Annotated in this window: 17 protein-coding genes; 7 read left to right on the top strand and 10 right to left on the bottom strand. The window is 72.8% G+C overall.

Annotation, left to right across the window (positions count from 1 at the left end; genetic code table 11):
• Positions 1–13 precede the first annotated feature (13 nt).
• Both Drose_RS10385 and Drose_RS10380 read right to left on the bottom strand, forming a co-directional pair.
• A complete protein-coding gene (locus Drose_RS10385; RefSeq protein ID WP_260727962.1) occupies positions 14–406 on the bottom strand; it encodes a roadblock/LC7 domain-containing protein in 393 nt (130 codons plus the stop codon).
• The gene (locus Drose_RS10380) at positions 403–2712 is read right to left on the bottom strand and encodes a sensor histidine kinase (protein WP_260727961.1); all 2310 of its coding nucleotides are present in this window, start codon (positions 2710–2712) and stop codon (positions 403–405) included. The genes Drose_RS10385 and Drose_RS10380 overlap by 4 nt, the downstream gene beginning before the upstream one ends.
• 224 nt (positions 2713–2936) lie before the next feature.
• On the opposite strand from Drose_RS10380, the gene Drose_RS10375 reads away from it, so the two are divergent.
• Both Drose_RS10375 and Drose_RS10370 read left to right on the top strand, forming a co-directional pair.
• On the top strand, positions 2937–4859 hold the full coding sequence (locus Drose_RS10375; RefSeq protein ID WP_260727960.1) for a DUF1800 domain-containing protein: 1923 nt from the start codon (positions 2937–2939) through the stop codon (positions 4857–4859).
• Positions 4860–4863: 4 nt separating this feature from the next.
• The gene (locus Drose_RS10370) at positions 4864–6234 is read left to right on the top strand and encodes a DUF1501 domain-containing protein (protein WP_260727959.1); all 1371 of its coding nucleotides are present in this window, start codon (positions 4864–4866) and stop codon (positions 6232–6234) included.
• Here the strand turns inward: Drose_RS10370 and Drose_RS10365 are convergent.
• The gene (locus Drose_RS10365; RefSeq protein ID WP_260727958.1) at positions 6224–6697 is read right to left on the bottom strand and encodes a subtilase-type protease inhibitor; all 474 of its coding nucleotides are present in this window, start codon (positions 6695–6697) and stop codon (positions 6224–6226) included. The genes Drose_RS10370 and Drose_RS10365 overlap by 11 nt on opposite strands.
• A gap of 231 nt (positions 6698–6928) precedes the next feature.
• On the opposite strand from Drose_RS10365, the gene Drose_RS10360 reads away from it, so the two are divergent.
• Both Drose_RS10360 and Drose_RS10355 read left to right on the top strand, forming a co-directional pair.
• The gene (locus tag Drose_RS10360) at positions 6929–7534 is read left to right on the top strand and encodes a MarR family winged helix-turn-helix transcriptional regulator (protein WP_260727957.1); all 606 of its coding nucleotides are present in this window, start codon (positions 6929–6931) and stop codon (positions 7532–7534) included.
• Between the two features lie 55 nt (positions 7535–7589).
• Positions 7590–7958 carry an STAS domain-containing protein gene (locus tag Drose_RS10355; RefSeq protein ID WP_260727956.1) on the top strand — a complete coding sequence of 123 codons (369 nt, stop codon included), beginning with the start codon at positions 7590–7592 and terminating at the stop codon, positions 7956–7958.
• A gap of 22 nt (positions 7959–7980) precedes the next feature.
• Here the strand turns inward: Drose_RS10355 and Drose_RS10350 are convergent, their stop codons facing one another.
• The 3 genes from Drose_RS10350 to Drose_RS10340 all read right to left on the bottom strand — a co-directional run bounded on the left by Drose_RS10350 (position 7981) and on the right by Drose_RS10340 (position 10967).
• Positions 7981–8547, bottom strand: a complete 567-nt coding sequence (locus Drose_RS10350) for a GtrA family protein (protein ID WP_260727955.1) — start codon at positions 8545–8547, stop codon at positions 7981–7983.
• A 57-nt stretch (positions 8548–8604) separates the two neighbouring features.
• The gene (locus Drose_RS10345) at positions 8605–9768 is read right to left on the bottom strand and encodes a tetratricopeptide repeat protein (protein ID WP_260727954.1); all 1164 of its coding nucleotides are present in this window, start codon (positions 9766–9768) and stop codon (positions 8605–8607) included.
• Between the two features lie 197 nt (positions 9769–9965).
• On the bottom strand, positions 9966–10967 hold the full coding sequence (locus tag Drose_RS10340) for a glycosyltransferase family 4 protein (protein WP_260727953.1): 1002 nt from the start codon (positions 10965–10967) through the stop codon (positions 9966–9968).
• Between the two features lie 112 nt (positions 10968–11079).
• Here Drose_RS10340 and Drose_RS10335 point away from each other — a divergent pair, with 112 nt between their 5' ends.
• Positions 11080–13401: a putative bifunctional diguanylate cyclase/phosphodiesterase gene (locus Drose_RS10335; protein ID WP_260727952.1), complete on the top strand. Its 2322-nt coding sequence runs from the start codon at positions 11080–11082 to the stop codon at positions 13399–13401.
• A 74-nt stretch (positions 13402–13475) separates the two neighbouring features.
• Here Drose_RS10335 and Drose_RS10330 read toward each other — a convergent pair whose 3' ends face one another.
• Both Drose_RS10330 and Drose_RS10325 read right to left on the bottom strand, forming a co-directional pair.
• The gene (locus Drose_RS10330; protein ID WP_260727951.1) at positions 13476–14048 is read right to left on the bottom strand and encodes a PadR family transcriptional regulator; all 573 of its coding nucleotides are present in this window, start codon (positions 14046–14048) and stop codon (positions 13476–13478) included.
• A gap of 313 nt (positions 14049–14361) precedes the next feature.
• Positions 14362–15447, bottom strand: a complete 1086-nt coding sequence (locus Drose_RS10325) for an S-(hydroxymethyl)mycothiol dehydrogenase (protein WP_260727950.1) — start codon at positions 15445–15447, stop codon at positions 14362–14364.
• Positions 15448–15573: 126 nt separating this feature from the next.
• Between Drose_RS10325 and Drose_RS10320 the strand changes: the two genes are divergently transcribed.
• On the top strand, positions 15574–17211 hold the full coding sequence (locus Drose_RS10320; protein WP_260727949.1) for a RecQ family ATP-dependent DNA helicase: 1638 nt from the start codon (positions 15574–15576) through the stop codon (positions 17209–17211).
• Here Drose_RS10320 and Drose_RS10315 read toward each other — a convergent pair.
• Positions 17208–17597, bottom strand: coding sequence for a DUF2795 domain-containing protein (locus tag Drose_RS10315; protein WP_260727948.1), 390 nt, complete (start codon positions 17595–17597; stop codon positions 17208–17210). The genes Drose_RS10320 and Drose_RS10315 overlap by 4 nt on opposite strands.
• A 146-nt stretch (positions 17598–17743) precedes the next feature.
• Between Drose_RS10315 and Drose_RS10310 the strand changes: the two genes are divergently transcribed.
• Entirely contained in the window at positions 17744–18439 is a 696-nt protein-coding gene (locus Drose_RS10310) for a hypothetical protein (protein ID WP_260727947.1), read from the top strand.
• A gap of 199 nt (positions 18440–18638) precedes the next feature.
• Here the strand turns inward: Drose_RS10310 and Drose_RS10305 are convergent, their stop codons facing one another.
• Positions 18639–19544 carry a DMT family transporter gene (locus tag Drose_RS10305; protein WP_260727946.1) on the bottom strand — a complete coding sequence of 302 codons (906 nt, stop codon included), beginning with the start codon at positions 19542–19544 and terminating at the stop codon, positions 18639–18641.
• Positions 19545–19550: the final 6 nt, after the last annotated feature.

Below are 19550 nucleotides of genomic sequence, written 5' to 3'. Positions count from 1 at the left end.
CGCCCGCGGGCACTTACCGGCTCGACGGGATCAGTGCCGTGCCGACCTCGGCGACCAGCCCCGACATCTGGAAGGCCACCTCGCCGATGTCGCAGTCGGGCTCGGCCAGCGTGGCGAGGCTGGCCTGCGACTCGCCGTCACCCAGTGCCATGACCAGCAGCAGGCTGCGCCCCATCGCCACGATGGTGCGCAGGACCGGACCGCCCGCCGTGCACGCCGACACGCCGTGTGCCAGCGACACCGCACCGGCGACCATGGCGGCGAGCTGGTCGGCCCGCTCGGGGGGCAGTTCCTCGGAGGCGGCGACGAGCAGTCCGTCGCCGGAGACGGCCACCGTGTGGCGGATCCCGGGCACCCGCCGGGTGAGGCCGCTCAGCAGCACGTCGAGCCCCGTGCTCGGAGTCATGTCGCGGAGGTTCCTTCCGTGTTGTCGGCGGCCTTCTCGGCGACGCTGACCCGTCGCGCGGAGCCGAATCTTCCGAAGGTGTGCTGATAGGTCGACAGCAGCTCCCGTACCGCCTCCGCCTCGGCCTCCACCGTGGGACCGTCCGGCCGCACGACGGGCCCCGCGGCCGGGCCGGGGATCACCGGCACCGCGCCCGCGGCACGCCGGGCGGGGACGTCGACCGGCTCCGCGCCGGGCAGGGCGGGACTGCGCTCCAGCGGCCGGGGCAGCACCAGCCGCGCCCCAGTGGGCACGATCGGCACCGGCTCGGCGGCGTGGGTGAGCTCACCCGGCAGCCGCACGACCGCGACGAGGCCGTCGACCCGTCCCGGTCGCAGCGTCACGCCGAGGCCGTAGCGGGCCGCGAGCCGTGCCACGACAACGAGGCCCGTGCACCCCGGATCGGCGACGCCGAGCGGTGGCGGCTCGTCGAGGCGGCGGTTGAGCTCGGCCAGCCGGTCCGCGTCGAGGCCGGGGCCGCGGTCGGCCACCTCGATCAGGGTGCCGTCGCCGGTGCGCCACCCGTCGACGAGCACCGGCCGGTCGGGCGGGCTGTTGCGGGTGGCGTTGTCGAGCAACTCGGCGAGCAGGTGCACGACCCCGTCGACGGCCTCCGGCGCGAGCGCGACGTCGCCGTCGACCCGGCCGAAGTCCACCCGGGCGTAGTCGAGGATCTGCGACTGGGCGGCCCGCAACACGTCGACCAGCGGGACCGGGCGCGGGTGCGCACGGGCGGTGTCGGCCCCGGCGAGCACCAGCAGGCTCTGGTTGCCGTGCCGGATGCGGGTGGCGAGGTGGTCGAAGCCGAACAGCTCGGCCAGCCGGCCGGGATCGGCCTCGTCGCGCTCGGCGGCATCGATGCGCTCGAGCAGCGCGTCGGCGAGCCGCCGGCCGCGCCGGGCCAGGTCGACCAGCACGGCGGACGTGCCGGCGCGCAGCGCGGCCTGCTCCGCGACGGCGCGCACCGCCTCGCGCCGCACGGCGTCGAACGCCTCGGCGACCCGGCCGATCTCGTCCCGCCCCGCGACCGGTATCTCCGTCATGCCGGCCTGCTGAGCGGCGAGCTCGTACGCGGTGGCGGCGTCGGCGTCGCGCAGGGCGCCGGCGGTCTGCGGCAGCCGCTCGTACGCCACCCGGAGCGCTCCGGCCCGCAGCGCGCGCAGCGACCGGCTCGTCGACCGGCCCACCGCCACGGCGAGCCAGACCGAGCCGGCGACGATCGCCAGCATCAGCACGGCACCGCCGGCCATGATGCGCTGCCGCGCGGCGCGGACGTCGGCGACGAGCCGGGTGAGATCGGCGTCGACGAGGCCGGCGACGGCACGCAGGCCGTCGAGGTGGGCCAGGGCGAGCGCGATGAAGTCCGGGGCCGGCTCCGATCGCAGCAGTGCCTGGTCGACGGCGGCCGATCCGGCGGCCGACGGCACGCGGTCGAGCGCGGCCCGCCACTGCGGCGGGGCGTCGGCCGAGAAGCGGCGCAGCGCGTCGAGGTGCGTGGCGCGGTGTGCGATCACCGCCTGCTGGTGGGCCGGGGTGGCGACGCCGTGGACCACCGCGACCTGGCACAGGGCAAGCTCCTCGCGGGCGGCGGCGAGCCAGCCGGCGGCCCGGGCCGCCGTGCGCACGGCCGCGGGTGCGGGCCGGTCGGCGACGCTCTGCCGGAACGCGATCAGGTCGGCGGCGAGCTGGTCGTACCGGAACAGGTCGAGCCGGTCGGACACTCCGCCGGCGACCCGGGCGCGCAGCGGCCCGAGCCCGTCGAGCCCGGCGCTGATCCGGTCGAGCGACGGGCGGGCCGGGTCGCTCGCGGCAAGCCGGGTCACGGCGCCCCGGAACCGGGCCACCGCGGCGTCGGTGTCGCGCTCCGCCGCGGCACTCGTGCTGGCACCGCCCGCGCTCCCGGCGGCCGGGCCGGCCGTGGCGACGCCTCCGGAGGGCGTGTCTCCCGGAGCCGGGTCCCCCGAGGCCGCGGTTCCCGGGATCGCGGTGGCCGCGGTTCCCGAGGCCGCGCTTCGTGCCGCGGCGAGGAAACGCTCCTTCTGGAGGCCGTCGGTGACCCGCTCGGCCGCGGCCGCGGCAGCGGTCACGCCGCGCAGGTCACCCGCGCGACCGGCCCGATCCGCGGCGACGGCGGCCGCGACGCCGATCAGGCCCAGCAGGCCGAGCAGCGGCACGAGGAGGACGAGGCCGAGCTTGCCCGCGACGGGGAGGTCGGCGAGCCGGACCCCACGGCGGCGGCGGACCGGCGTGCCACCGATGACCTCCACCCAATGCCTCCCCCACCGTCGCCTCACTTATGCGTACACCTTTCAGCGCTACGTAGGGAAGAGGTAACTTTGGGTAGCCATCCGTATTGACGAATCCGCTTAAGCAAAAACAAAGACAGAGTTGAACTCCGCCCACGTTTCCCGGCTTGAGGGCGAAGAGCGTGCTCACTAGGGTTCTTGTCCGGCGCAGTACCTCGTCACCGCGCAGAAGGTGGTAGCCAGGAATGCCGGAGCGGCTCTTCTCGGACGACCCCTCGTCGGCGGACGCGCCCAAGAAGTCCAAGGGCGCGTTGTTCGCCGATTACACGGGCGAGTTTCCCCTCCCCCGGGTGCTGCGCGACAAGCAGACGGCACAGGACGACGAGACCGCCGCCATCCAGCCGCGCCGCGGCCCCGGCGGCCCGGCACCCGCCTGGCTGCGCGCCGGCCGCCCGGCACTGCACGAGCTGACGCGCAACCGCCGGCAGGCGCTCATGGCCCTCGGCGGCGGCGCCGTCGCGATCGGCGGACTGGGCTCGGGGGCGGCCGCCGTGCTCGGCCGTCCCGAGACGGACGGCGACGACTTCGTGAAGACCGGCAACGGCGGCGGCAACGTCTCGCCCCAGGAGGCCGGCTCCTTCTCCAACCGCGACAGCAGCTACACCAGCGGGCAGGGCGACCTCAACGACCTGGGCGCGTCGGGTCTGGCCGACACCCCGTCCGCCGCCGCGGTGGCCGCCATGCGCGCCACGCCCCGGTTCCCGTCGCCGCTCAACCGTGACCCGGTGCTGCACCTCCTGCGCCGCTGCACGTTCGGGCCGACCCAGGCCGACATCGCCGCGGTCAAGCAGCTAGGCATCGACGCGTGGCTCGACCAGCAGCTCGACCCGGCGAACCTCCCGGACCCGGTCGCCGACGCCGCGCTCAAGGCCACCCCGACGGCCACGATGGCCGGCGCCGCCGACATCCGCGCCGCGGTCAAGGAGTACGACAACAAGGCGATGAACGAGCTGAGCCGCGCCGTCATCGCCCGCCAGATCTGGAGCACGCGCCAGTTGTTCGAGGTCATGGTCGACTTCTGGAACAACCACCTCAACATCACCAGCCCCTTCGACGGCGGCTGGGACACCCGGGTGCCCTACGACGTCAACGTCATCCGCAAGCACGCCCTGGGCAAGTTCTCCGACATGCTCATCGCGTCCGCGCGGGATCCGGCGATGATGCGGTACCTCGACAACACGTCGTCGGACCGGCGGAACGTCAACGAGAACTACGGCCGGGAGCTGCTCGAACTGCACACCGTCGGGATCGACGGCGGCTACACCGAGAAGGACGTGCGCAACTCGGCCTACCTGATGACCGGGCGCACGGCGGCGCGGGACGGCACCTTCAAGTACGACCAGGGCCGCCACTGGACGGGTGCCGTGAAGGTGCTGGGGTTCCAGCATGCCAACAAGTCCGCCAAGGACGGCCTGGCCGTCGGCGACGCCTACCTGATGTACCTCGCCACGCACCCGTCGACGGCGCGCTACATCGCCCGCAAGCTCGCGGTCCGCTTCGTGTGCGACACGCCGCCGCAGGCGCTGGTGGACCGGCTCGCCAAGACGTACCAGGAGAGCGGCTCGGCCGTCGTGCCGGTGCTCAAGGTGCTGTTCCGGTCGCTGGAGTTCTGGATCGCCGCCGGGCTCAAGACCCGCCGGCCGCTGGAGAACTTCGTCGCGACCGCCCGGGTCGTCGGCACCAAGCCGGGCAGCGACATGGCCAGGGCCCTCGATGACCTCTACAGCTTCACGCGCAAGCTGGGCCAGCCGCCGCTGGGCTGGGAGCCGCCGGACGGCTACCCCGACGTGGCGACCGCGTGGAGCTCGGCGGCCGGCATGCTCGAGACCTGGAACGCGCACCGCGCGTTCGTCCAGGGCCAGTGGAAGGGCCTGTCCAACCCGAAGGCCGACACGCTGGTGGCCCAGCCGGCGGCCACGCTGGCGACCTACCTCGACGTCCTGTGCAACCGGCTGATCTTCCAGCCGATGAAGCCGGCCGAGCGGGACGCGCTGATCAAGTTCCTGGGCGCGCGGCCGGAAACCCGGGTCACCGACCCCAACCTCGGCGGCAAGCTGCCCAACCTGGCCCCGCTGGTCCTCGACTCCATCTACCACGCGCTGCGGTGAGGTCATGATCAGCGATCCTTCTTCCCTGCCCGAGGGCGAGCGCCGGCCGCCGAACCTGGCGGAGCTGCGGCGGCACGGCCCCAACCTGTGCGAGGCCGCGATCCGCGTCGGAGCCGAGCAGATCCGGGACGAGCTGGCCGCCGAGCGGGCCCGGTGGAGCCAGGGCTTCACGCGGCGCCGGCTGGTGCAGGGCGCCGGCTTCGTCGGCGTCGCCGCGCTCGGCGGCCAGCTCGTGACCGGCCGGGTCGCGTTCGCCGCGCCGGAGGACGTCAAGAGCACGCTGATCGTCATCTTCCTGCGCGGCGGCGTGGACGGCCTGTCGCTGGTCGCGCCGGCCGACGACCCCAACTACCGGCAGTTGCGGCCGAACATCGCCGTGCCGATGGCGGCGACACTGCCCGCCGGCCGCGGCTTCGGCCTGCACCCGGCCATGCAGCCGCTGTTCCCGTTCTGGCAGAAGGGGCAGATGGCGGCGGTGCACGCGGTCGCCTCCCCCGACGCGAGCCGCAGCCATTTCCAGGCGCAGGACGCCCTGGAGCGCGGCGCGGCGTCGGTCGCGGTGCGCACCGGCTGGCTCGACCGGGTACTCGCCCAGATGGGGCCGGGCACCACCTTCCGGGCCATCGCGCAGGGCTCCGCGCTGCCGCGCTCGCTCGTCGGCGCCGAACAGGCGATCGTGCTCAACGGCATCCGGGACTTCCGGATCGACAACGACGCCATGCGCGGCCAGACGATGGAGGCGCTCAAGACGCTCTACACGGGACTGGACCATCCCCTCGCGCAGACCGCCGGCAACACCATCCAGGCGATCACCACGGCGCAGAAGATCGCGAACACGCAGTACCGTCCGGCGGAGGGTGTCCAGTACCCCGGCGGCGGGTTCGCCGACCGGCTGCGCGACATCGCGCAGCTCATCAAGGCCGGCGTGGGCCTGCGGGTGGCGGCGCTCGACGTCGGCGGCTGGGACATGCACACCAACCTCGGCCGGGTCGACGGCGGCGACATGCGCAGCTCGCTGGGCAACCTCTCCCAGGCGATCGGCGCCTTCGCCACCGACCTCGGGCCGCTGCTCGACCAGACGACGATCGTAACGATGAGCGAGTTCGGCCGGCGGGTGCAGGAGAACGGCAACGTCGGCGTCGACCACGGCCACGGCAACGCGATGCTGCTCCTCGGCGGCGGGCTCAACGGCGGCAAGGTCCACGGCAACTGGCCGGGCCTGTCCCAGTCGGCGCTCGACCAGGGCGACGTGGCGGGCGCCAACGACTACCGGGACGTCCTCGCCGAGATGCTCAAGAAGCGGTTCAACGTGGCGGACTCGGGGGCGATCTTCCCGAACCACCGGTTCAAGTCGCTGGACGTGTTCAGAGGCTGAACACGTGGCCGGTGTTCATCGCCAGGGTGCAGCGGTTGCCGAACGTCTGCCGATAGTCGATCTGCCGGCCCTTCCAGCGGCCGACGGCGGTCACGGTCACCGGGTCGTACTGCATCGTGCAAGCGCCGTCGCCGACCCGGAGCTTCGCGAAGTCGCCGCCGACCTCGGTGAGCTCGGCGCACGCGTCGCGGGCCTGCTTGTGCGTGCCGCCGGCGGGTGAGCAGGTGAGCACCGCGCGCCGCTGTGAGGGCCGGCCCTGCTCCCCCTTCGCGACGGTGAGCACGAGCTGGGTGGGCCGCACGACGGTCACGACCCGCTTGACGTCCGCCGGGAGCCAGCCCGGTCCGCCCCCGGAGGCACGGTCCTGTCCGGTGGCGAGGGCCGGCGCGGCCGCTGCCACGTCCACCGCCGCGACCGACGCCACCAGCATCGCGGCCGTCGCGACCAACCGCCTTGCACCCATGGGGCACCTCCGTCCGCACCTGTTCGGCTCGCGTAGCCTACGCCAGCTAAACCCCCTTTTCCGACTTTTCGTATTTGTCGGGTACCTCCATCGGGTGAGCGCCGGTTTCCGGCCTCGGCCAGGAAACCGGCGACAGGTCTCCTGTTGATCGACGTACGGGTCTACTGTGCAATCCAGCAGGCTTGCGGCCATTCGGCCGTGCGCCCGGCCCGAAGTGGGGCGGAGGTCGCCGTGACGCTGGAAGCACAGGCCCAGAAGCTTGTCGCCGGGCTGGTCCGGGTGGCCGTGATGGCTCCGCCCGACGGGCCGGCGCCCGACCACGGGCTGCCACCCGCCTACCACCAGGTCATGTTGCTGCTCGGGCGCCGCGACCGCGAGTACCGGCTCTCCGACCTGGCCGCCGAGCTCGGCGCCACGGTGGCGGTGACGATGGCGATCGTCTCCCCGCTGATCGCCGAGGGCCTGGTGGAGATGCGTCCCGCGCCGTCATACGCCGCACGGGACATGCGGGTCGCCGCCACCGAACGCGGCCTGGCCACCACACCCGCCCCCGGCAACTGGGCGGAGTCGCTGCTCGGCCACGTCGAGGACCTCGACGACAAGACCCAGCAGCGGCTGCTCCGGCTGGTCACCGCGAAGATCGGCCTGCTCCAGCAGGAGGGCGGTATCCCGGTGACGAAGATGTGCCTGTCGTGCCGGTTCTTCGACGGGTACCGCCACCCGGGCACCGAGAACCCGCACCACTGCTGGTTCGTCGACGCACCCTTCGGTTACCGTCAGTTGCGCCTGCACTGTCCCGACCACATCGCCGGCGGCCCGCCGCCCCGGGCCGGGTGACACGGGCGCCCCACCGGCTGCGGTGTCGTCACCGTGCTCCTATGCTGTGGCGGGGGTGGCAGCACTGGGGGGCGCGATGTCGATGTCGGTGACGGTCAACGTGACCATGGACGGTTCGACCGTGGTGTCGGTCCGTGGCGAGGTCGACCACAGCAACGCGGACACGCTGCGTCAGGAGATCGTGGCAGCCGCCACCCGGCGCCGCCCCAGCACCCTGCGGGTCGACCTGGGCCTGGTGACATTCCTGGACTCGGCCGCGGTCGGCGCCCTGGTGGGCGCCCAGCGGGAGGCCGGCGCCGAGGGCGTCCGGGTGATCATCCACCGGGCGAGTCCGTTCGTGCACCGCCAGCTCCGCGTGGCCGGCGTGCACGAGATGCTCGGCTCCCCGGCCGAGCCGGACGCCGACCACCTCCCGTTCCCCTGACGAGCGGGGGCCGAGCCGCGCGTCAGGCGCCCGGGGAGTCGGTGGCCAGCGGGGACGCCGGAGCCGTCTGGGCGTGGACCTCGGAGCGGTCCGGGGCCGGGCGGACGTCGTCGTGCGGGAAGACCCACGTGCGGTAGGCCCACAGGCGGAACAGCATGGCCAGCGCGGTGCCGAGCACCATGCCGAACGCGAAGTCGGACACCTCCTCCGCCAGGCCGCTCACGGCCGGGTGCTGGAGCCCGAAGACATACCGCGCGACGAACAACGGCGCCGCGTTGACCGCGACGCCGGCTCCGTTGATCAGCAGATACAGCAGCATCTCGTGGTGCCGCCGGCGACCGCCCCTGGTGCGGAACGACCACTCCCGGTTCAGGAAGTAGGAGACCACCGAGGCGACCACGTTGGCGATGATCAGCGCGGTGACCGGCTTCCTCTCCAGCACGGTCAGGCGCAGCCCGTAGTTCACCACGAGCGTGACCGCATAGCAGAACCCGCCGACGATGGCGAACTTCACCAACTCGCGGTGCTTGCGCAGCGTCCTCGCCAACGGTCGGGGCATGCGGTTGAGCCCCCGGTCAGTGAGTCGCACCGGGCGGACTATACCGGCAAAACCTTACGCCGCACCGCCCGAGCCCACGGCCGCCCGTCAGCGAGCGCCCGTGCACACGGAGGCCGTGGCGGTCATCGCCAGCGTCTCGTCGACCGGGCCCACGACCACGCAGTAGGCAACCCCCGGTTCGACGTCCCGGACGACGTACGAGCTGGTGCCCGCGGGAACGGTGGCGAGCACCACGGCCGGCGCCCCGGCCCGCGACAGTGCCACGACCGCCGCCGAGTGCGGGTCCGTCCAGGTGACCGCGAGGGAGTCCCCCCGGTCCTGGAGGCGCAGATCCCGGATCACCGACCCGCCCGCCACGGGAATCCCCGGATCCGACGCGCCGTACCGCCCCCAGACGGCGAGCAAACCCGCCACGACGACCACGGCCCCGACAACGCAGACCCGCAGCCGCACCCGCACCCGCACCCCTCCCCCGCGTTGATCTTGCACTTGTGGTTCCTCCCGAACCGGGACATCCGGGGCGTGTTCGGGCACCACAACTGCAAGATCAACGCTGGAGGGGGTGGGGGGCATCGGGGGCTCGACGGCGGCCAGCTCCCACTCGACGGCGCGGGTGAAGGGGTGGCGGACACCCAGCCGGGCGCGGGCCGCCGCGTGGGCCAGCGTGAACAGGCGCCGGGCCGCGACCGCGTCGCCGCAGGCGTGGTGCAGCGCGGCTAGTTCGGCGGCGATGCGGATCGTGTCGAGGTCCTCCGCGCCGTACTCGCGGCGGTGCACCACGTACGCGGCGTTGAGCATCACCAGAGCGAGCGCGTGGTCGCCCCGGTCGCGCTGGAGCAGCGCCAGGTTGGCTCGCGCCAGCCGCACCGCGCGGCTCACCGGCTCCGCGCCACCCTCCTCGACGCCGCTGTCCAGCACGCGGTGGTACAGCCGCTCGGCCGCGTCCCACTCGTCGTAGTCGTGCCGGACGGCGGCGAGGACCGCCAGCGCGTGCACGGTGACCGGGTCGCCGGGGCCGTGAATCCGCTCGGCCTGCGCGGCGACGGCCTCCGCCAGGTCGTAGGCGGCGACGAGGTCGCCGAGCTCGCGGAGCACCTCGGCGAGCAGGCGCCGCGCGGTGAGCCGGTCGGCGTCGCCGAGCGCCGGATCGTCCAGCACCGCCTGGACCGCGTCCCGGGCGCCGGTGAAGTCCCACGCGTGGATGCGTTGCTCGACCTCGTCCAGCCGGTCAGTGATATCGGCACCACTCACAGTTTGCCTCCGCCGGAGAGCTTAGAGGCATGTGATGACGCAGCGCCAGATCTCGATCACACACCGCTGGATGGCGTCGGCTCCGGCAGCCTGCCACGTCGCTGCCGGAGCCGAGCCGTCCCGCGTTACCGCGTTGTAGAACCGCGGGCGCCGCACACTGTGAACGTTCGGCCGGGCGCGGAGGGCCTTGAGGGGATTTACCGGAGCAGTCGCTCGTAGAGGCGCAGGTAGTCGTCGACCATGCGATCGGCCGAGAAGCGTTCGACGGCGCGGGCGCGCACCTGGGCGCGGTCCAGCTTGAGCGCGTCGTCGAGGATCGCCACGGCGTCGGCGACCGAGGTCGCCAGGAAGCCCGTCACGCCCTGGTCGACCACCTCGGGCATCGATCCCAGCGGATAGGCGACGACCGGGGTGCCGCAGGCCATCGCCTCCACGACGGACAGCCCGAACGGCTCGGCGAAGCCGATCGGGTGCAGCAGCGCCGCCGCGTTGCCGAGGATCTCGGCGCGCTGCCGCGGCCCCACGTTTCCGCCGTAGACGACGGTGTCGCCGTCCACGAGCGGGAGGACCTCCTCGGCGTGGTACCGCTCGTCGTGCACGGGGCCGCAGATGAGCAGCCGCCGGCCGGCCGCGCGGGCGATCCGGATGGCGTCGGCCGTGCCCTTGTCCGGGTGGATCCGCCCGAACGCGACGAGTGTCTCGCCCGGCGCCGCGACGAGCGGGAACTGTCCCACGTCGATGCCGTGGTAGATGGTGGCCGCGTAGTCGAGGCCGGGCCCGCGGTCGGCGTCGGAGATGGACACGAACGCCGAGTCGGCGCGCTGGTAGGCCGGCAGGATCGCCGGCGAGCAGAAGCCGTGCACGGTGGTGACGAGGCGGGTGCGGCAGAAGTCGCTCATCGCGAGCGGCAGCCAGTCGAGGTTGTTGTGCACGAGGTCGAACTCGCCGCTGCGGGCGTAACAGTGCGCGACGTGGATCGCCTCCCAGACCCGGCCGTCGTAGCCGCTGTCCTCGTTGTACGGCCGTTCGACGACCCCGTCGAGCCGCGCGGCGGTGACCGAGTCGAGGCTCGCGAACAGGGTCACGTCGACACCGCGCGCGACCAGCCCCTCGGCGAGCAGGGAGACGATCTGTTCCCACGGGCCGTACGCCCGGGGCGGTGTCCGCCAGGCGATCGGCCCGAGCAGTGCGACCTTCATCGCGCCTCCCTACCCATGGACACGTTCACCAACCTCACCATCATGGCCCCGGCTCAGCTTCCGGCCCCGCCTGCCGATCTGCAGATCATCCGAACAAGCGACAGGGAGCCCGATGACCGCTTGGCGCTGGTACGCGACCCTCGGCCTCGGGGTGGTCGCGATCGGCGGGTTCCTGCCGGTGGTTCCCCGACAGGGCCTCTACACGCTCGTCGGCGTGTCCGCGGCCGTCGTGCTCGGCGCCGGAATCCGCCGGTACCGGCCCGCGGACCGGCGGAGCTGGCTGCTGTTCACCGCGGCCATCTGGTGCTCGGTGGCCGCCGCCGCGGGCTACGCGGCGGAATACCTCGTCACCGGCCGGGTCGGCGTCCCGGCCTGGAAGGACCTGCCCTTCCTCGGCGGGTACCTGTGCATGGCGCTGGGCACGCTCGCCTGGGTGCGGCCCGACCCGGCGCGGCCGCGCGCCGAGCGGTTCATCGACTCCGGGATCGTGGCGTCCGGGGTGGCCGCGCTGGCCTGGACGTTCATCGTGCACCCGCTGCTGTTCGCGCGGCCCGTCGACATGGGGCACGCGGCGAGCCACGTCACGTACATCTCCACCGACCTCGTCCTCGTGGTGCTGACCACGCGAATGATCTTCACCAGCAGCGTGCGCTCCCCCGCGCACACGCTGGTGGCGTGCGCGCTCGGCGTGGTGATCACCGGTGACGTCGTGTACTACGCCGCGCTCGCCTGGACCGGCGAGACGTACGGGGACGGCATGTCGACCGCGCTGTACCTCTGCGCGTACGCGCTGATCGGCACCGCCGCCCTGCACCCCTCGATGGCCGGTGCGGCGGGCCGGCCGGAACGCCACGAGCAGGTGATCCCGCGGCATCGGGTGTACCTGTACTCGATCCTGGCCCTGGTCGGACCCGTGGTGGCGATCACCACGCTGCTGGTGTGGTCGCCGCTGCCGTCCCGCTGGTGGGTCCTCGTGCCGCTCGCGACCTCCGTGGTGACGTCGGTGCTGCTGATCGCCCGGCTCAGCCAGCTCGTCCAGTTCGCGAACCGGCGCGCCGCCGACCTCGACGCGCAGGCCGTCACGCTCGGCGGGGCGCTGCGCGAGCAGGAGACGCTCCGGCAGCAGCTCACCCACCGGGCCCTGCACGACGCGCTCACCGGCCTCGGCAACCGCGCGCTGCTCCAGGAGCGGCTGGAGCACGCGCTCGCGCGGACGACCTCCTCGCACGGCCTGCTCCTGCTGGACCTCGACGGCTTCAAGGACGTCAACGACTCCTTCGGCCACCCGGTCGGCGACGCGCTGCTCATCGAGGTCGCCGCCCGCCTGCTCGGCGAGGTGTCGACCTCGGACACGCTCGTGCGCCTCGGCGGGGACGAGTTCGCGATCCTGCTCGAGGACGTGAGCCCGCCGCGGCTGTCGACCATCGGCGCGTCCGTCGTCGCGGCACTCGGGCAGCCGTACACCGTCGGCGAGCGCGAGCTGAACGTGACCACCAGCATCGGCTCGCTGCACTTCAGCGCCCCGTCCACGCCCGCCGAGGCGCTGCGCAACGCCGACCTGGCGCTCTACGCGGCGAAGGCGGCCGGCAAGAACCGGCTCGCCGCCTACGAGCCGCGCCTGGCGGTCGAGCGGCACGAGCACATGCGCCTGGCCGCGGACCTGCGGCGAGCCGTGGCCGAGGACGAGTTCGTGGTCAACTACCAGCCGGTGGTGGACCTGTCGACGGGCCGCGTGACCGCCGTCGAGGCGCTGCTGCGCTGGAGCCCCGGAGGCCGGCCGGTGCCGCCCCTCGAGTTCATCCCGATCGCCGAGCAGTACGGGCTGATCGTCCCGATCGGGGCCTGGGTGCTCCGGCAGGCGTGCGAGGACGCGCGGCCCTGGTACGAGCGGTTCGGCATCTCGGTCACCGTCAACGTCTCCGGCCGCCAGCTCCGCGAGCCCGACTTCGCGTCCGTGGTCCTCGGCGCGCTGCGCGAGGCGGGCCTGCCCGGCGAGGCGCTCATCCTGGAGATCACCGAGACGGTCCTCGTCTCGTCGACCGCCGACGCCGACGACGTCGCGGCCCTGCTGTCGACGGTGCGTGCCGAAGGTGTACGGATCGCCGTCGACGACTTCGGCACCGGGTACTCGTCCCTGGCGTACCTGCGGCACCTCCCCGTCGACATCCTGAAGATCGACCGCGCCTTCACCCCGGAGGGCGGGATGGCGGAGGAGATGGCGTTCACCCGCGCGATCGTGGAGCTGGGCAACAGCCTGCGGCTGTCGTCGATCGCGGAGGCGGTGGAGACCCCGGAGCAGGCGGAGCGGCTGCGCGAGCTCGACTGTCACCTCGCCCAGGGGTACCACTTCTCACGGCCGCTGCCCGCGAGCGACCTCGACGCGATGCTCACGTCGACGAACGGCGTCCTGGACGGCGCTTCCCTGCGCTCGTGAGCGGTCCGCGCCGTCCGGCGTCGTTTCATCGCTTTCGTTCCGTTTAGGAACGTTTCGATCCGTTTCGGTCCGCTTCAGTCCGCCAGGATCGCGTAGAGCTTGCGGCGGGTCTCGGTCAGCACCTCGAGGGCCTGGGCGCGCTGCTCGCTCGTACCGTTGAAGCCCACCTGGCGCAGCGCGTCCATGATGCCGAGCGCGGCGTCGCGGAACTCCTGGGCCTGGGAGACGTTCTCGTCGCCGTACTCCTGCCAGGGCGCGTTCTGCGCGGCGCTCTCGGCCTCGGGCCGGCCGGCGTCGGTGAGCACGAACCGCTTCCGGCCGCCGCTCTCCTCGGCCACGATGAGCCCTTCGTCCTCGAGCATCTGCAGCGTCGGGTAGATCGAGCCGGGGCTCGGCCGCCAGATGCCGCCGGTGCGCTGCTCCAGCTCCTGGATCATCTCGTAGCCGTGCATCGGCCGCTCGTGCAGCAGGGCGAGGACGGCCTGGCGGACATTGGGGCGCCCACCCCGGCCGCGACCCCAGCCGCCAGCTCGGCCGCGCCCGGGACCCCAGCCGTGGCCCCCTCCGGGCGGGAACGGCGGGATGAAACTGCCGAACCCACGCTGCCAGGTCCCAGCGTCGAAAAGTGCTCCGTGTCGCGATCTCATGATCGCCCCCCTTATCACTTAGAGCCATCGTTGATAGTTCGACGATATATCGGGAACCTATCGCCGACAAGCCCCCGCCGATAGTCGTTCCTGCGGCTTCCCGGGCGAGCGGCGTCATGAACGCCCCGCGATCATGGCGCCGGGGAGTAACGGCCGCGAAGTCAAGCCCGACAGCCTCTATCAAGCTCTGACAAGACCGACAATCCGGTCGCGGGGCGCGCGAGGCATCGCCGTCGAGGCGTGCCGAGCGGCGCACGTTCCGCCGCCATCCACCGCCAGGAAACTGTGGCTGCACCGCGCCGATCGATGATCGTCAGACCAGGATCACGGAGCGGAGGACCTCGCCGCGCTCCATCTTGTGGAACGCTTCCTCGACGTCGCCCAGGTCGCCGGTCTCCGTCACGAACTTCTGCAGCGGCAGGCGGCCCTGGAGGTACAAGTCGATCATCGTGGGGAAGTCGCGCGCCGGCAGGCAGTCACCGTACCAGCTCGACTTCAGCGCGCCGCCGCGGCCGAACACGTCCAGGAACGGCAGCTCGAGCCGCATCTCGGGGCGCGGCACACCGGTCAGGACCACCGTCCCGGCCAGGTCCCGAGCGTAGAACGCCTGCTTGTAGACCTCGGGCAGGCCCACGGCCTCGACCACCACGTCGGCGCCGAAGCCGCTGGTCAGGGCGCGGATCGCCGCGACCGGGTCGCTTTCCCGGGAGTTCACCACATGGGTGGCGCCGAAATCCTGTGCCCAGGCCAGCTTCCGCACGTCGACGTCGACGCCGATGATCGTCGTCGCGCCGGCCAGGGCCGCACCCGCGATCGCGGCGTTGCCGACGCCGCCGCAGCCGAAGACCGCCACGGCGTCGCCGCGGGTCACGCCGCCGGTGTTCAGCGCGGCGCCGAGGCCCGCCATCACGCCGCAGCCCAGCAGGCCGGCGACCATCGCGGGGGCGCTGGGGTCGACCTTGGTGCACTGGCCGGCGGCGACCAGCGTGTGCTTGAGGAAGGCGCCGATGCCCAGCGCCGGGGACAACGGGGTGCCATCGGCGAGGGTCATCTTCTGCTTCGCGTTGTGGGTGTCGAAGCAGTACCAGGGACGGCCGCGCCGGCAGGCCCGGCACTGTCCGCACACGGCCCGCCAGTTCAGGATCACGAAGTCGCCGGGGGCCACCTCGGTGACGCCGGGGCCGACCGACTCCACGATCCCGGCGGCCTCGTGGCCCAGCAGGAACGGGAAGTCGTCGCTGATGCCGCCCTCACGGTAGTGCAGGTCCGTATGGCACACGCCGCATGCCTGGATCTCGACCCGGGCCTCACCGGGGCCGGGCTCGGGAACGACGACGGTCTCCAGGCTGACGGGTTGACCCTTGGCGAGTGCTACCACACCCTGCGTCTCGATAGGCATGCCTCCGTCCTATCAGACAATGGAGAGGTGCGCGCTCGGCTCGGCGGGTCGAGTGTCGCCGGAGGCCTCGACGTAAGCCCGGCCCGGAGCGCCTCGGCCGCCGGCGAGGATGATAGGAAGGCGGCCATGACGGTCACGGACGACTTGCGGCGGGTCGCGCGGGAGCGCTTCGGCTGGGAGCGGCTGCGGGACGTGCAGCTCCGCGCCATGGAGGCGCTGATGGCGGGCCGTGACACGCTCGCGGTGCTGCCCACCGGTGCCGGCAAGTCGGCGATCTACCAGGTGCCGGCGCCGCTGCTGCCCGGGCCGACGATCGTTATCTCGCCGCTGCTCGCCCTCCAGCAGGACCAGATCGCATCACTGTCCGCGCGGCACCACGAGTCGCTCGTCGCGGTGCGGCTGTCGAGCGCCGAGGGCAAGAACGAGCGTGCGGAAGCGATGGAGGCGCTGCGCGCCGGCGACGCGGAGTTCGTGTTCCTGACGCCGGAGCAGTTCGCCGACCCGGCGCGGGCCGCCCAGATCAAGGCGTTGAAGCCGAGCCTGGTCGCCGTCGACGAGGCGCACTGCGTCTCGGCGTGGGGGCACGACTTCCGGCCGGACTACCTCCAGCTCGGCCAGTTCATCCGCGAGCTCGGCCGGCCGCCGGTGGTGGCCCTGACCGCGACGGCCTCCCCGCCGGTACGGGAGGACATCGCCGAACGCCTCGGCATGCGCGACCCGGAGATCGTGGTCGGGGGGCTGGACCGGCCGAACCTGTTCCTGGAGTCGGTGCACTGCCCCGACGAGGAGACCCGCTGGCGCCGGCTGGTGGCGCGGCTGCGCGAGTCGGCGCCGCCCGGCATCATCTACGCACCGACCCGCCGCTCCACCGAGGAACTGGCCGAGCGGCTCCAGCAGGAGGGGTTCGAGGCGGTCGCGTACCACGGCGGGATGAGCGCCGGCGAGCGCGAGCGGGCGCACGAGGCCTTCCTCGCCGACGAGGTGCCGATCATGGTCGCCACGACGGCGTTCGGCATGGGCATCGACAAGCCCAACATCCGGTGGGTCAACCACGTCTCGCTGCCCGATTCCCCCGACTCCTACCTACAGGAGATCGGCCGGGCGGGGCGTGACGGCAAACCGGCGCACGTGCTGCTGCTGCACCGCACCGAGGACAGCGGGCTGCGCAAGTTCTTCACCAACGTCTCGGTCGACCGCGACGAGGTGTCGGACCTCGCCGCGCTCCTGCGCGCGGCGGACAAGCCGCTGGCGCGGGACCAGTTGGCGGAGAAGACCGGCCTGGGCACCCGCAAGCTGGGCCAACTGCTGACGCTGCTCGAGGAGGTCGGCGGCGCGCAGCGGCTCAACGGCGGCAAGGTCAAGGCGCCCCGCTGGGCACCCGTCCCCGCGCGGGCGGCCGAGCTCGCCGAGGCACAGGCGGAGCGGCAGCAGACGGTGTCCCGGTCACGGCTCGACATGATGCGCAACTTCGCCGAGACCGAGCTGTGCCGGGGACAGACGTTGCTGGCGTACTTCGGGGAGCACCTCCCGGCGAACTGCGGCCACTGCGACAACTGCCAGGACGGCAGCGCCGCCGCCGGGGTGGCGGCGGCGGGCGACGTACCGTTCGCGATCCACAGCGAGGTCCGGCACGGCGAGTGGGGCAAGGGCGTCGTGCTGTCCTACGCGGGCGAGCAGATGACGGTGCTGTTCGAGAAGGTCGGTTACAAGACCCTCTCGGTGCCGGTCGTCGAGGAGCACAAGCTCTTGCGACAGGTCCCCTAGGGACGGTGGGCCGGGTCCTCGTTGCGGCCGCCGAGCGCGGCCCAGACCTGGTTCACCGTCTCGTAGACCGCACCCTCCGGCAGGCGCTCCAGCGTCGCCAGGACCTCGTCCGGGGCGTTCAGCTCGCTGGCGCCCGCGATCAGGTCGTCCCGATCGCCGGGCAGGCTCGCCTTCGGGATGTACCGGCCCAGGTTGCTGCGCGCCTCGACGTCCTGCGGGCTCATCCCGACCGGCGTGCCCGGCGCCCGGGCGGTGTTGACGGCGCCTGCCCAGACGCCGCCCTCGATCTCCTCGGGATCGTTCGCGCCGCCCTGCCGGAGGCCTGCCGTCTCGTACCGCATCTGGTCGTCCAGCGCTACGCCGTGTTTGGTGTTTCCTCGCTCCATGAGGCCGAGATACCCGGGCAATATCCCCCCAAACGACTAACCCCCGATTGAGACCTCGCTGCGCTGGGTATCGATCCGACATCCGCCCGAATGACCGCACTCCGACCCCCGGCGTGTGGGCCGGGCGCTCTGTTGGAGGTGAACACGTGGCACGCATCGGGCAGCTTTTCGGCGGTCGTACGCGCGACGCGGCGGACGTCGAACCGCGTCACGACCGGGACCACGACGGCATCGACGACCGGCTCGAGCCGACCACGTCGCGGCGCGTCGACCGCGACCGCGACCGCGACGGCGTGGACGACCGGCTCGAGAGCACCGACCGGACGAGCCGGATCCCCGCGGTGGGTGTTCTCGACCGCGACACGGACCACGACCGGATCGCGGACCGCCGCGAGACCACCACGACCGCCACCACGACCGCCACCACGACCGCCCCGGACCGCAGCACCGACCGCGAGGCGCCGCCGGCTCCGGTGAGCCCGCCCCCGCCGCCGGTGACCGAGGTCCGGCCGGCGCCCGCCCGGGCCAGTGTGACGGCGACCCTCGGCCTCGTCCTCGGCGTCGCGGGGGTGGCGGTCGCGCTGACCGGCCTGCTCGCGCCGTGGGCGATCGCCGTCGGCGCGCTCGGCCTGCTGTTCTCGTTCGGCGGCATCGTCGCCGGCGCCCGTCCCGGTGTCGCCGGCCGCGGGCTCGGCTCGCTCGGCGTGCTGCTCAACGGCACCGCGATCGTCTTCGCGATCCTCGCCATCACCGGCCAGGTGAGTTGGCTCGACAGCGACGTCGACCAGGTCGCGCGGCTCCACGAGTGGCTAGCCGCCCACCTCCCGTGGACCAAGCCCTGACCTCCCCCACCCACCCCCACCCACACCCCGACCCACCCCCACCCCCACCCCCGCGTTGATCTTGCAGTTGTGGTGCCTGACAAACCCGACATCTAGGGAGTGTCACGGCACCACAACTGCAAGATCGACACGGGGGTGGGGTGCGCGGGGGGTGCGCGGGGTTGGGGTGCGTGGGGGTGGGGTGCGTGGGGGTGGGGTGTCAGGGGGTCGGGACCGGGGCGGGGGTTGTGGCGGGGGTGCGGGCGGGCGCCTTGCGGCGGGTCGCCAGGACCGAGCCGAGGAGGATCAGGACGAACGCGACGCCGGTCAGGACCGTGACGTCCTCGCCGAGGACCATCCAGCCCAGGATCACCGCCACCGCCGGATTGACGAACGTGATGACCGTCGCCCGCACTCCCCCGACCTCGGCGACCAGCGCGAAGAACAGCACGAACGCGAGCGCCGTGCAGATCACCGACAGGCCGAGCACGGCCAGCGCCGGGGCCGGGCTCACCGTGCGGGCGAGATCCGGCAGGTTCGGCACGGCCACCGGCGCGAACATCACCGCGCCGACCACCAGCGACGCCGCGGCCACCCCGTAGCGGGGCACGTCGGCGAGCCAGCGCTCGATGACCAGCGGGCCGATGGCGTAGCAGACGACGACGCCGACCAGCTCGAGCATCGGCACGGGGCCGGCCGCGCCGACGTGGAAGCCGAGCAGCAGCGCCACCCCGGCGAAGCCGACCAGGAGGCCGCCGACCCGGGCGGCGGTGAGCTGTTCGTCGCGGTTCGTCAGGCGGGCCAAGATCGCGGCGACCAACGGCACGCCGGCGATGACCAGGCCGGTGAAAGAACTGTCGACGTACCGTTCGGCGTCGGACAGCAGCAGCCAGGGCAGGCTGATCTCGACGGCGGTGTAGACCAGCAGCGGCAGCCAGGGGCGCAGCGAGGCGCGCAGCTCCTTGCGGGCCAACGCGATCGGCAGCAGCAGGACCGCGCCGAGCGCCGTGCGGAGGAAGACCAGGTCGGCCGGCCCGACCTCACGGACCGCGACCTTGATCAGCAGGTAGGGGATGCCCCAGACGACGCACATCGCGACGAAGAGGATCCATCCACGACGACTCATGACCCG

The organism is Dactylosporangium roseum (assembly GCF_025264685.1).
GTDB classification, from domain to species: Bacteria; Actinomycetota; Actinomycetes; order Mycobacteriales; family Micromonosporaceae; genus Dactylosporangium; species Dactylosporangium roseum.
The sequence above is the reverse complement of the archived record's forward strand: the minus strand, read 5'-3'. Positions and strand labels throughout refer to the sequence as shown.